This window comes from Pseudomonas amygdali (assembly GCF_002699855.1).
GTDB lineage: Bacteria > Pseudomonadota > Gammaproteobacteria > Pseudomonadales > Pseudomonadaceae > Aquipseudomonas > Aquipseudomonas amygdali.
Genome location: NZ_LKBW01000046.1, coordinates 1 through 13,646 on the forward strand (window position 1 = coordinate 1; position 13,646 = coordinate 13,646).

The 13,646-nt window shown below is 57.1% G+C and carries 6 protein-coding genes and 2 pseudogenes; 4 read left to right on the top strand and 4 right to left on the bottom strand.

Features of this window, described 5'->3' with window-relative positions; genetic code table 11:
- Window positions 1-113: 113 nt before the first annotated feature.
- From AO277_RS29570 to AO277_RS05185, 3 genes and pseudogenes are all read left to right on the top strand, one after another.
- Window positions 114-281: pseudogene (locus AO277_RS29570) on the top strand (malate:quinone oxidoreductase); the annotation flags it as partial.
- Window positions 282-640: 359 nt separating this feature from the next.
- Entirely contained in the window at window positions 641-3,637 is a 2,997-nt protein-coding gene (locus AO277_RS05180; protein WP_044317913.1) for an ATP-binding protein, read from the top strand.
- Window positions 3,634-4,011: a response regulator gene (locus AO277_RS05185; protein WP_002553587.1), complete on the top strand. Its 378-nt coding sequence runs from the start codon at window positions 3,634-3,636 to the stop codon at window positions 4,009-4,011. The genes AO277_RS05180 and AO277_RS05185 overlap by 4 nt, the downstream gene beginning before the upstream one ends.
- Before the next feature lie 5 nt (window positions 4,012-4,016).
- On the opposite strand, the gene AO277_RS05190 is transcribed toward AO277_RS05185, so the two are convergent.
- Complete coding sequence (locus AO277_RS05190) at window positions 4,017-4,775, bottom strand: COG4705 family protein (protein WP_044317908.1); 759 nt, start codon at window positions 4,773-4,775, stop codon at window positions 4,017-4,019.
- 162 nt (window positions 4,776-4,937) lie between these two features.
- Window positions 4,938-8,257, bottom strand: a pseudogene (locus AO277_RS05195) (type III effector HrpK domain-containing protein).
- 668 nt (window positions 8,258-8,925) lie between these two features.
- Between AO277_RS05195 and AO277_RS05200 the strand changes: the two are divergent.
- Window positions 8,926-11,766, top strand: a complete 2,841-nt coding sequence (locus AO277_RS05200) for an ATP-binding protein (RefSeq protein WP_044317907.1) — start codon at window positions 8,926-8,928, stop codon at window positions 11,764-11,766.
- Between the two features lie 16 nt (window positions 11,767-11,782).
- Here AO277_RS05200 and AO277_RS05205 read toward each other — a convergent pair whose 3' ends face one another.
- Window positions 11,783-12,829: an EscU/YscU/HrcU family type III secretion system export apparatus switch protein gene (locus AO277_RS05205; protein WP_044317906.1), complete on the bottom strand. Its 1,047-nt coding sequence runs from the start codon at window positions 12,827-12,829 to the stop codon at window positions 11,783-11,785.
- On the bottom strand, window positions 12,826-13,644 hold the full coding sequence (sctT, locus tag AO277_RS05210; RefSeq protein WP_004643252.1) for a type III secretion system export apparatus subunit SctT: 819 nt from the start codon (window positions 13,642-13,644) through the stop codon (window positions 12,826-12,828). Before sctT ends, AO277_RS05205 begins: the two co-directional genes overlap by 4 nt.
- Window positions 13,645-13,646: the final 2 nt, after the last annotated feature.

Genomic DNA, 13,646 nt, shown 5'->3' on the forward strand with positions numbered 1-13,646 from the left:
ATCAGCTCTTGGGGAATCGAGGGCAACTCCCTCGCTGTTGCATTGGCGGACTTCTTTTTGGTCGGCATACATGCACCTCTAGCTACATGTTATGACCGAACACAAAATTTCTGACAGTCTCGAACAACAACCCGGATCGCGTTGCCGAGGAATGGGCTTACACAGCCGAAGTCCTGCATCTGACTCCACCGCCGCCGGTGAACAAGACAGGTAATGCTCCAACACCTGCACCTGCTGCACAGCCAGCGAAAAGCAATCCAGCCAGTGACATGGCGCTCTAAGGCTTTCACAGCTTGAAGCAAAGCCCCGCCAGACAATGTCTGGCGGGGCTTTTTTGTAATTGGCGCCTTCTGGCCGAAAAAACAGTTAAAGCCACGCGTCCTCTTGGCACCTGTTATGGTGGCACACCTCCTTCACTCTCTGGCTTGCATCAGCAGAGCTGTATTATCCAGGTCTCCACGCCGCACCTTCGCGGCAACCTCGCATTTTCTTGCGCTGTCCATCCGGGCTGTTGGTCGCTCAAAGTTTTGTCGCGGCTGACAAAAACTATCCGAATCGCTCTTTGTGCTTAACGACTGCATGTCGTACCAAGGCAGCGGCAGGCTGTTTCCGGTTGAAATACCCTATGGAGTTCACGCAAATGATCGAGCCCATGCTCGCTGCAGGCCCAGATGCAGCGCTTGAAGCCGCGCTTGCCGAGTGTGCCCGTGAACCGATTCGGGTGCCCGACGCAATCCAGCCTCATGGCGTGTTGCTCAGCGTTGCAGGCAACCCGCTGTGTATCGAACAAGTCAGCGCCAATTGCGCAAATGAGCTTGGGCTGGACAGCGACGCGTTGCTGGGCAGGCCCCTGTCATTGCTGTTATCGCCCGAGCAGGCGACGATTATCGAAAATGCGTACCACCACCCTGCTGCTCCACACATTGATCCGATACGACTGACGCTGGGAAGCGCTCACTACAGTGCTTCGCTGCACCGTACCGATGACGTGCTGATTATCGAACTGGAACCCTTCGTCGAAGCCGACCACGAACAGTCCAGAATCATTACCCGTGTGTTGCGCAACCTGCAGGCAGCGACCACGCTGGAAACGCTGTTCGATATCAGTGTTCACGAGATTCAGGCACTTACCGGCTACGACCGGGTGATGATTTACCGGTTCGAGCCCGAGGGGCATGGCAAAGCCGTTGCCCAGGCGTTGACCGGGCTATTACCCAGTTACAGTGGTTTGAACTTCCCAGGCTCGGATATTCCTGCCCAGGCGCGAGAGCTGTATCGTTTGAACTGGATTCGGGTGATTCCGGACGCAACCTACGTTCCCGTCCCCCTGATACCGACACTGCGACCTGCAACAGGCCAGCCACTCGATCTGGGCTTCTCGACGCTGCGTAGCGTGTCCCCTGTTCACTGCGAATACCTCAAGAACATGGGCGTGCGCTCATCGATGAGCATCTCGCTGCTGGACGGCGGCGAACTTTGGGGTCTTATCGCCTGTGGGCATCCTGAACCGCTGCTGGTGTCCAGAGAGCTGCGCGATGCCTGTGCAATGATCGGGCAACTGTTGTCGGTGAAAATTTCCGCAATTGTTGCAACTGATATCCAGCGCGAACGGGAAGAGAAAGTTGTCCTGCTCGGGCAACTGGCAGACGCAATGAGTCGTGCCGACCATGAAATCCTCGACGGCCTGGTGAGCCGACCCGAACTGCTTCAGTCCTTGACACTGGCGGACGGCGTCGCGGTTCTGATTGACGACCGGGTTCACCTGTTCGGCGTATGCCCTACGACCGAGCAGGTGCAAGCGCTGTACCTCTGGATTCGGGACACAGGGCTGGCACGCCAGCGGTCGACGCAGCGAACGACAGGCTTGCAGGGTCTGGGTGTTTTTCATACCCACTCCATGCACAAGGAGTATCCCGAAAGCGCGGCCTACAGAGATGTCGCGAGCGGCGTGATTGCCTTTACATTGCCCAAGCCTATTGATAACGCGGTCATGTGGTTTCGTGCTCAGCTCACCTCGACAATGAACTGGAGCGGAAACCCGGCCCACCATGTGAGTACCAGCCCGGAAGGCTCCGCACGCCACCGCTTGCGCCCGAGACAGTCTTTCGACGCGTGGGAACAGCAGGTCACAGGCATCGCCAGCCCCTGGTCGCGGGGCGATCTTTATGGTGCTGAAGACATACGCCGCTCAGCGCTGGAGAACGACCTGGAGCGCCAGGTTCAGCGCGAGCAGGAGGCGGTGCGTTTGCGCGATGAGCTGGTCGCGGTGGTGTCCCATGACCTGCGCAACCCGATGTCGATCATCATCATGCAGTGCGGCATGATGCAGCGATGGGCAATCGGCGATACACACTCTGAAAACCGCAACATCCGGCGCGCACTGGGCACCATCGAGAAAGCGACAACCCGCATGAACAGTCTTCTTGAAGACTTGCTCGATACCGCACAGATTGAAGCAGGCCGTTATCAGCTCTCACGCTTGCCGCTGGGTGTCACCAGTCTGCTTGAAGAGGCATGCAGCCTTCTGGTCATGCTGACTACTGAAAAGAATATCGAACTCAATTGCACCGCCGCGCAGGGTCTGGTCATCAATGCGGATCCGGAGCGAATCTTTCAGGTGCTTTCCAACCTGGTGGGTAACGCCATCAAGTTCACCCCCAAAGGTGGCCGAATCAACATCGATGCGGTCGCCAGTGAAAATGAAGTCCTGTTCAAGGTCAGTGATGACGGGATAGGTATCCCGGCGGAACACTTGCCCTATATTTTCCAGCGTTATTGGTCTGTCAAGGAAGGCAACCCACGAGGCAACGGCCTGGGTCTTTATATATGCCAGGGTATTATCACCGCCCACGGTGGACGCTTGTGGGCCGAAAGCTCACTCGATTCGGGAAGTGTATTTTCCTTCACGCTGCCTATGCATGAGGGGCAGGATGTCATTGGCGAGGCGACGTTTTTAAAACAGAGCGACACGACTCATCGACTGGCGCAATCGATCTCCAGCAAACTGGAGCGCCAGCAACTGGAAGATCGCCTGACCCGCGCGGGGCTGCTGAACGAACTGAACCATCGGGTCAAAAACACCCTGGCAACCGTTCAGGCCATCGCCTCTCTCACGGTCAACAGCTCTGCCTCACTGGAGTCCTTTCGCAAAAGCTTCGATGCACGTCTGTTTGCACTGAGCCAGGCGCATGATGCGCTGGCCCGGGCAGAGTGGATATCCACTGAACTGGTCGACCTGATCGAGCAGCTTCAAGCGGTAAACGCGGGGGCGCACAAGATCAGCTTCACAGGCAATCCGGTAACTCTGGAGCCGCGCGTGTCATTGACGCTCTCAATGGTTCTGCACGAACTGATGGCTAACGCGGTGCAGCATGGTGCACTTTCATCAGCAGCAGGCCAGGTGACGGTGATCTCCACCCTGGATGCCGGACACAATCCTCCCACGCTGAAGATCGAATGGAGTGAAACAGGCGGCCCGCCGATTGCCGCAAGCACGGTAAAAGGCTTTGGCTTTCGCTTGATACGCCGCAGTATCGAACGAGAACTCAAAGGCAAGGTCGACATTCAGTTCGCCAGCACAGGCATTATCTGGTCGATGCTGATCCCTTGGCCAGACAAACCGGAAGGCAGCTTATGAGTTCAGAATCAGACGACCATACCTCGCTCCCCAAAGTGCTGCTGGTCGAGGACGAGACAATGCTCGCAATGCTGATGGAAATGATGCTTGAGGACCTGGGGTTCGCTACCGCCTACCACGCCAGTTCGCTTGGCGAAGGCATTGAATACGCGCGCAACGGCGACTATGACCTGGCCATTCTGGATATCAATATCATCGGCGGTAACTCGTTCCCGATAGCAGCGGCCATTGCCCATCGCGGCATACCCTTCATGTTTTGCTCCGGGTATGGGCGACTGGGCATCCCCGAGGTATGGGTTGACCGGCGCTGCGTCGCCAAACCGTTCAGTGCAGAGCAGTTGAATGAGGCCTTGAGCGAACTGCTTCAGGCCTGACCGGGTCAGCTCTCAATCAGCCTGTTATCGGCTGGCGAAGGTTTACGCTCACGGTAAGTCGCCACCACCACCAGCACCAGCAACACCGCGAGCAACACGGCGGACGACCCTATCGTGCCGAAATCCAGCCCGCCCTTCTCGTAGGGCTTGGTCAGCACATCGCCCAACGTCGCCCCGAATGGCCTCGTCAGCACAAAGGCGATCCAGAAAAGCATGATCGAGGACAGTCTGGTGGTGAAATGCAGGACAACGACCAACGCTATCGCAGAACCGATCAGCACCGCACCTCCGGCAAAGCCGAGCCCCGAGTCGTCGGCCAGGTAATCGCCGAGCGCTGTGCCCAGCGTGTTGGAGATGAGAATCGCGAACCAGTAAAAAAGCTCACCTTTCAGCGTCGATACTCTGTCTACCGACAACGATTTCTCGCTGACATACCACGCGCAAAAAATGGCCATCAGCAGGGTAATCAGGATTGCAGAACCCGTTGCGTATCCAAGCCCGAGTGTTCGGTCCATGAAGTCCGACATCGTGGTGCCTGCGGTACTGGTGGAAAGAATGACCAACCAGTAAAGCATCGGGTGATAACGTTTTGCGGCAAGCTGTGTCACGAGCGCGGCTACAAACAGGCTTATCAGTATCAGAGAGCTGATCGCATACCCGACATCAAGCGTCATCGACAATAAGTCGCCCGCTGTTTCGCCAAGTGTGGTCGCGCAGATCTTCATGATCCAGAACGCCAGGGTTATCTGGGGCAGTTTGTTCATTGTGTCTACCTGGATGATCAATGGAGGCGTGTTTCGCAGAGCGCGAATGTCGCCATGATCAGGCTCCAGATGTTTGAAATGTGTGAGGCCGAAATGAAAAACTGATTGAAGCAGGCAGGGACTCGCATAAAAAACAGGCCGGGTTGCCCCAGCCTGTTCACATCACGAAGCGATCGTGGTTTCCTCTGGGCCCGGCCACTCGCTGTCCGGCACATCATAGATGTCGCCGTTCTCGACGCCGTCGATCTCGTACTGGGTCAGGTAGTCCCTGAGGTGATCGGAGAAGCGGTCAACGCGCGTTTCCTGCTTGCCTTCCTCGATCAGACCGGGAATCAGCAACGCCAGAGCTCCCACGCCGGCTGCGGCAATACCAAGGCTGCCAGCGAGCAGCGGCAAGGCACGGACCACGCTGCCCGTCAGTTGCAGAACGCCCGCAGCGCCTTCAGCTGCAGATGCCAGACCTGCCATAGCGCCGAGAGATCCGGCAGTGATGCTCATGCCACCGGCAACCAGCTCGCCTCTTCTGATCGACTTCACTCCATCAAAGATGCCGTAAGCACCCGCAGCCACACCGGCAAGTCCACCGAGCCCCTTCGCGGCGTTTTCCAGTTTCGACAGGTTAGTCGTGATTCCTTGTAAACGTCCGGCTCCAGTACGTCCTTGATATCCTTGAACATGGTCGTGACGTTCTTGATGCCGCCCTCGACCAGCAACGTTGCGCTTTGTACCGAACCGGTAGTGATGTCGACGATTTGCCGATCAGTCAGGGCCCCCGCGCCATTTGCGCCTTTGGCGATGGTGATACCGGCCATGAACAGGCCGCTGACGCCATGCATGACTCCGGCACCGGAAGCGGCCTTTATCGACGAGTTATCGCTGAACAGGCCCAGCTCGGAAATGGACTTGGTGCCCTGACGCAGCAAATCCCAATTGCCCCTGAAAACGCCAAGAATCTGGTCAGACGTAGCGGGTTTGCCATCGGCATTCATCAGCAGTTCGGGATTGCTCTTACTGATCTCGTCGATCAGTGCCTTGAACTTCTCCTCATCCAGCGCTTCACTGCCTTCCTTGCCGAACGCTTTTTTCAGGTCCTCGAAGCTGGCATCGTTAAAGACGTTCTCCTGAGCAATCGCGGTGTAGTTCTCTGTCAGCTTGTCGTCGTATTTACCCGTGAACTCTGGGTTCAGCGCGGCGTTGTACATCGCCACTTCCATGCTGAACTGGCTGGTCGCCACTTCAAAGCTTTCAGTTTTCAACAGCTCTTTGAGGCGCTCACCGGACACCAGAGATTTTTCATAGAAGGCCTCGAAATCCTTGTTATGCGAGGATTTCTGCACTGCTTCCTGAATTTCGCCCGGTTTGCTGAAACCCAGCGCGCCCTGAACGCTTTGCGCCGAGCTGTAGAACTGAGCAAGCGCTGTCTGCTGGTCGGTCTTGCCATCCTTGGTATTGGCGTCCCACAGCTTGTCCAGCGCAGCACCGGTCTTGATATCGTTGTCGTAAGTACTTTGCAGCGCGCGCTTGAGCCCGTCGCTGCCCTCCAGCACCTTGCTTGCCTCGCTGGTGGCATTCTCGTTATAGAACTTGACTACTGCGGCATCCTTTTCAAGCATCGCTACATGTTTGTTGACATCATCGAGCAGCTTCTGCGCATCGGGATGACTGCGTACATTGTTGGCGATCTGGACCTTGGATTTGTCGTCCTTCCACATCCCGGCACCGCTGCCCTGCACGATCAGACTCTGTGCAGCCTTGAGTTCCTGAAGTACCGCAGCCTTCTGCTCTGCGCTGTAATTTTGCGGGTTATCGAACACATCCTTGTTGAGCGGGTCGGTGTTGACCTTGTCCAGCAGATTGCCCTCGGCAACGGCTTCCAGCAATGTACCTACCGCCCCGACGTCCTTCGGCGAAGCCGTCTTGATAAAGGCCTGAATGTCACCGCGGCTGGCCTTGCCATCTGTGCCCTGCTCCAGGGGACTCTTCGCATTGTCGAGCAACGCAAAGGCACCGGGTTGCGACCAGAAGTCCAACGCTTCCTTGACCTCATCACTCAACTGAGGGTTTTTCTCTTTGTAGGCTGTCAGTGCTTCAGCGTTAAAATCCGAAGAGCCGGTCTTGCCTTTGATCGCGTCGTAATTTTCGTCGATGATCGCCGCATATCTGGCGATCTGCTTTGAAGCCTCATCGGCGTCAGGGTTGGCCTTGAGAAAATCCTTGTAACTACCGATCTCCTCGCTCTTTTTCAGCTCGGGCAGCGCGGCGAAGCCCAGCTTGCCAAAATCCTGTAACCGTCCGGCCTCGGTGCCATGCTTTGCCTCGGCGCCCTTGGTGAAGCCATCAATGCTGCTGTTGAACACCTGGCCACCTGACTGAGCCTCGCCCTTCTCGTTGTACAGGGTCACCCGGTCAAGCACCTGGGCCGCACGAAACGCGGCATTGGCATCTTTTTCGAAATCGCCGACCCGCTCCTTGAGCATGTCCTTGACGCCGCTCTGGTTGCCCAGATTCTTCAACAACGGATTAGCGTCGATGATCTCTTCGGCCGAACGCTTGTCATCCTTGGGCAACTCCCACAAAAAACCGAGTTTCTCGGCCTGTTCACGTGCTTCCTTGTTGTCACCCACTGACGACACATTGGTCATCTCGCCCTTGAGGCTTGCAAACCCGTCCTTGCCAAAGTCCTGCAGGCGACCGGCTTCAGTACCGTTCTTCGCCTCGCCACTCTTGGTGAAACCGTTAATGCCACCGTTCGCTACATCGCTACCGACAATCCGCACGCCGTTGCCATCGAACTGTTCGATGTGAGCCAGCACCTGGGTCGCGCGATAGGCTGCGTCGGCATCGCGCTCGAAATCGCCGACCTGCTCCTTGAGCATGTCCTTGACGTCACTCTGGTTACCCAGATTTTTCAACAACGGGTCACTGTCGATTATGGCCTGCGCGTCGCGCTCGTCACCTTTCGGTCGCTCCCACTGAATGCCCAGTTTCTCGGCCTGCTCACGGATGGCAGGGTCGTCAGCCGGGGATCGCACCTCATGCAGTTTGCCTTTCAGACTGGAAAAACCGAACTTGCCGAAATCCTTCAAACGACCCGCTTCGCTGCCATGCTTCGCGTCGCTGCTGCTGGTATACCCGTCGATGCGATTATTGCCGATGTCGTTACTGGCCAGACGGTTACCATTGGCGTCAAAGGTCTCAATGTGTTCAAGCAATTGCACAGCCCGGAATGCGGCGCTCGAATCCTTGGTGTAATCGCCCACCTGAGCGATCAGGTTCTGTTTGGCTTCGCCACGGTCGCCTCGTCCGCCCAGACTTTTGAGCAACGGGTTGTCATCAATGATTTCCTGTGCAGAGCGCTTGTCATCTGAAGGTAACTCCCACTGGATACCGGCATCCCTGGACTGCTGCACGGCCTGCTCCCAGGCCTTGGCGTCTACCGGGTCTTTTGGTTTTTCAGTGGTGATTTTGCTGACGGAGGTCATTGTCTTTATCCTTCCATTGGTCACCAGAAAAATCACAGCGACAACTGCTGCCCGCGCAAAAGAACGAGCTGCGCCATGAGTCAGACTGGTGCGAGCTGGGCCTGACTAAAAGGCAGAGGCACGGGACCTGATCAAAGACCAGGCATCCGCTATCACACGCGATTAAATCGGACTTGCGTTAAGAAGGGATGACACAGACCGGAAAGTTACCTCGAACAGTTATCTCAGCGCCCTCATTAAGCAACGCGTTACGGGTAACAAGACGATTTACTTCTGATGACACCCTGACAAGTCATACAGCCTTGAAGGCACGGTCAATACAGCACATTTCCGGTTTTTCACATGAATATCTCAACAGTCCAGGGCCCGAAGTCGTCGAACTCACCGAGACGCTTTATGAGGGTTGTAGAAAATTATCGCTCAGTCGACAGACGGTACTCGGGTTGACCGGCAAATGGTGTCCATTACTACGGGCGTGGTTTATGCATGGCTAACTAAACGGTCACATCAGCTAATTAAGATTCAGCGTCCCACCCGAGCAGACGCGTCAAGCTCATCGAGCTGACGTTACGGGATGTAAGCAGATCAAAAAAACCGTTTACAGATCAATACCTCATGCTCCTGCAAGGTGCGGTAGCACAGCTGTTACTTCTGATACAGGTCTAAGCATGGATTTTGAAACAGGCGGCCCGGGTAAAACGGTCGATATCAGAACACGTGACGCTCTCAAGGGGCAGGAAGCTATCCGCTTCGGCTCTTTTGTGCTGCACCCGCAGCAGCAGCTGTTGTTCAGGCACTCGCAGCCGGTACCGCTGGGCAGTCGCGCCATGTCTCTGCTGGTGGCATTCGCAACACGCCCCGGCGAACTGCTGGAAAAGGCCGAATTGCTGACACTGGCCTGGCCAAAGGCAGTGGTGGAAGAATGCAACCTGCGCGCGCAGATCGTGACGTTACGCAGAACGCTGGAAGAGCAGGACGATTTCACCTATATCGTCACCGTGCCAGGCAGGGGTTATCGATTCAGCGCCCCGGTGAGCGTTCAACCAGCAACCGCTCCTGCGCTACCTGCACCTGCACCTGCAAAAGACACATTTGCTGCGGCACCGGCGATAAAGCGCCAGGTGCTGGGCCGTGATGCGCTGATCCGTCAGTTGCATGAACTGACGCTGGAGCGTCGCTTGCTGACCTTGACCGGACCTGGCGGCGTGGGCAAGACCACCGTGGCGCTGGCGCTGGCGCTGGCAGATAGCCTGGCTGCACATGCCTCGTTGAGCACCGCATTCGTCGACCTGACGCCGGTCAGCTGCGCTCAGCCTGTCGTGGGCAGGATTGCCTTCGCCCTGGGTTTAAGCACTGAAAACGAACAGCCGCTGCGTGACATCCCGCCCTCACTGGCAAAGCGGCAGCAATTGCTGGTACTGGACAACTGCGAGCATGTACTTGATGAAACCGCCTCTGCCGTAGAAGCATTATTGGCCAATGCCCCACTGTGCTGCGTAGTGGTCACCAGCCGTGAGCCCTTACGCGTACAAGGCGAATGGGTGCATGAACTCAGCCCCCTGCAAGTACCGGACGAAAACCAGACTATCAGCGCCGAGACTGCCATTGCCTACTCGGGTGTGGAACTGTTTGTCACACGTGCCCGAGAGCAGGACCCCGCATTTGTGTTGACTGACAGCGATACCGAAGCGGTCGCAGCCATCTGCCGCAAACTGGACGGCAATCCGTTGGCAATCGAGCTGGCCGCTGCACGCGTCAGGACATTCGGCATTGCCGATCTGGTCGGGCTGCTGGACGGCAGTTTTCGCTTGCAGATGACCGGACTGCGCACCGCGTTACCGCGTCAGCGTTCGCTAAGCGCTACGCTGGACTGGACCTACGGCATGCTCACCGAACACGAGCAGGCACTCCTGCGCCAACTGTCCATTTTCAATGGCTCATTCACGCTTGATGGCGTCATGGCAATCGTCAATATCGGTTTGCCGGATGTACGCATGACGCTACCGATGCTGGAAAGCCTGCTCGAAAAATCCCTGCTCGGAACCTTTGACCACAGCCAGGGCAAGCGCTTTCGACTGTTGGAAACCACGCGCCTATATGCTCATGACAAGCTCGTTCAGCTCGATGATGTGCCGCGTTTGTGCCGCGCCCACGCCCAGTGGGCACTGCGCCTGCTCAACCAGGCCAGACTCGATCTCGATCAGCTGACACAAGACGTCTGGACTCAGCGCTACGCCGCAGAGATCGACACCATTCGCGCAGCACTGACCTGGGCCTTTTCAGCCGCGGGTGATCGACAACTTGGTGTAGAACTGACCCTGAGCAGCTCACCCCTGTGGCTCAGGCTGTCGCTGGTGCGCGAGTACCAGGACTGGGTCAGCCTCGGTACACCGCGTCACGTCGAAGAAAAGGCGCAGATGGATCGTCGTCAGCGTATGCGCTTGTTGACCATGTCTGGCAGTATTTTGATGCTTACCTACGGTGCCGGGCAGGAAATGCGCGAGGTCTGGCAACAGGTCAGTGAGGATGCCGAAGTGCTCAACGACTCCGAGTATCGCCTGCGCGCTTTGTGGGGCCAATGGAACGACCACACCTGTAGCAACAGGCACCGCGAGGCTCAAGAGGTAGCCTTGCGATTCCTCGCGCTGGGCAAGGATTACAGAATCGCCGACTGCCAGTTGCTGGGCAGGCGAATGCGCGCCACCAGCGCGTTTTACATGGGCGATATGAAAACCGCCGGGCAGGCGATCGAAGAAGCTCTGGGCGCTTCAAGGTCTGCTTCGTCACATATCATCGACATGCATTTCGACCAGCGAATTGCCGCACAATCATTGCGTGCCCAGGTACAGTTGCTGGTTGGCAATACCGGCCAGGCGATGGTTGCCCTGGACACCAACGTGAAGCAGGCCATTGCCCTAAGTCACCCCGCGACGCTCTGGTATACCCTGGCCATCAGTGCGATACCCGCAACGCTGATTGCAGGTACGTTGCACAAGACACGTCACTTTCTGGATGTGCTTAAAAAAAGCAGCGAACGGCAACCGCTGCATATCTGGCGTCAGTTGACCAGTTGCTACGAGAGTATCCTGCTGATCCGTGAGGGCAACCCGGCAGCAGGCGTGCCATTGCTGGGAGAAGCCCTTCAACAGCTGCGCAACCATGTGGAAACGCCGCTGTGTTCGATGCTGCACACCGAGTACGTATCAGGTCTGGCCGCGCTGCGGCTTGAACCCCTTGCGCTGGAAACGCTGGATGAAATTCACATCAACGCTGTTGAACACCATGATCGTTGGTATTTGCCGGAGATCATGAGAGTCAAGGCACAGCTGATGCTCAGTCAGCCACACACTCATGCGCTGGAAGAGGTACGCAAGATGCTGACCCAGGCGTTGGACATCGCTCGGCAGGACGGTACACATTTCTGGGCCTGGCGCATCAACGCCGACCTCAACCGCCTGAAAATCGCGCCCGGTACACCAGCCCCTCGTCATTGCCCGGCGGTACATTGAAACACGGCGTCAGGCGTCAGATCAGCCGCTGCGCCACCAGCGCATCGGCCACTGCCTGAAACGTATTTTCCGGCACCGGATCACCAGCTACGCTGCGCCGGGCGATCATTTCGGCGAGACTTGCGTCGGGCCAGCGGGCAATGCCCAGCGACAAGGCCTCTGCCAGCAAGGTGCTCGAATCCTGTGACGAGGCACGACAGACCACTATCGGCACCGGTGTCTCACCGCGCACATAGCGTACGCCCACCACCCAACCTCCGCTGTCGCCAATAATCAAGGAGGCGCGCCCCAACCCAAGCTTTGTGGCCAGTGCCTGCATTTCGCGACGCTGACGCTGGCGTTCGCGCTTGATCATGGGGTCGCCATCAATGTCCTTGCGTTCGCGTTTCTGCTCGCTATGGCTCATTTTCATTTCACGGCCGAACAGCCAGCGTTGCATCAGCACATCTACCGCGCCGACCAGCAGAAACGCTGCAAGCACGGTGAATACCAGTGGTTTGAGGACCAGATAGAACGTCGACTCGATGCAGCCTTCGCCGCATCGCGATGACTCCATCAGGGCCTGCAGCGCCTGGCGGCCGACGACATAGAATGCCAGCGCCAGTAACACAACCTTGACCAGCCCCTTCAGAAATTCGATCAGGTTGCGCATCGCGAAAATGCGCTTGAATCCCTCGGTAGGGTTGATACGTTTGATATCCGGCTGAATCGGCTCGATCGAAAACACCACGCCGCGCATGGTCACGATGTTGGTCAGGATCACCGCGCTGACAGTCACGGCTACCACTGGCACTGTAATGCCGATGACAATCTGCTCGGCGTGATCGAGCAGCCGTGGCCAGACCTCTGCAAACGGCTCGATATAGATCAGTGCGGTCAGATCTATCAGTGCCTCGACCTGCGCACGTGCCTTGGGCAGCAGCACCGATATGCACAAGGTACACAGCAGGATGACCATGCCCGACACGAGGTCCTGGCTCTTGGCAACCTGCCCCTTCTTGCGTGCATCGCGCAGCTTCTTGTCCGAGGCCGGCTGGCTTTTTTCCTCGCTCGACTCACTCATCCCGGGCCCTCGCTGGCCAGCGTTTTCAGAACCTCGACCGTTCCTCGAAATTGCGCCAGTTGGTCAATCATGACCGGAATCAGAAACCCGATATAAACCACCATCAACACCGCAAAAAACAGGTTCTTGACCGGCAGTGAAAGGTCAAAAATATGCAGGCTGGGTGCCATGCGCGACAGGTACGCGAGCATCAGATCAGTGATCAGCATCGCAATCAGCAAGGGCGCGACCATCAGCACACCAATGCGCATCACCTGGTCGAGAATGGCCAGAATGGAGGTCAGGGCAGCGCTGCTGAACAACGGCGTGAACTCGGTGACTGGCCAGAGCTGATAGCTATGGTAGTAACCGTCGACCATCAGAATAAAGCCGCCCGACATGAAAAACAGTGTAATGAGCATGACGGTCAGCAGCGTGGCCATCACGCTCGCTTCCCCCTGCCCCAAAGGGTCGACCAGCTGCTCCATGGTCGAACCCCGTTGCAGGTCGATCAGTTCGCCAGCCACCTCGGCAGCCCAGAACGGTATGCCGAACAACAGGCCGATCAGCAGCCCGATCAGCAACTCCTTGATCATCAGCCCCGCGAGGAAAAAACCGCTGTGCTCGGGCATAGAAGTGAACGCCGAGAACACCGGCAAGATCATCGGCACCGAGATCGCCACTGCCACGCAGCCACGGATCATACCGGTCAGGCCCAGACGATTGAATGCCGGGGTAATGATCACCACACCCATCGCCCGCGAAGCTGCCAGCGATGCGGAACTGATCACCGGATAAGCGATTTCGATGAACGCATTGGTCAGATCAGCGCCCATGA

Excerpts from the sequence above, each read along its gene's own strand:
- AO277_RS05180 (WP_044317913.1), top strand. The coding sequence starts at position 641 with ATGATCGAGCCCATGCTCGCTGCAGGCCCAGATGCAGCGCTTGAAGCC.
- AO277_RS05185 (WP_002553587.1), top strand. The coding sequence starts at position 3,634 with ATGAGTTCAGAATCAGACGACCATACCTCGCTCCCCAAAGTGCTGCTG.
- AO277_RS05190 (WP_044317908.1), bottom strand. The coding sequence starts at position 4,775 with ATGAACAAACTGCCCCAGATAACCCTGGCGTTCTGGATCATGAAGATC.
- AO277_RS05200 (WP_044317907.1), top strand. The coding sequence starts at position 8,926 with ATGGATTTTGAAACAGGCGGCCCGGGTAAAACGGTCGATATCAGAACA.
- AO277_RS05205 (WP_044317906.1), bottom strand. The coding sequence starts at position 12,829 with ATGAGTGAGTCGAGCGAGGAAAAAAGCCAGCCGGCCTCGGACAAGAAG.
- sctT (WP_004643252.1), bottom strand. The coding sequence starts at position 13,644 with ATGGGCGCTGATCTGACCAATGCGTTCATCGAAATCGCTTATCCGGTG.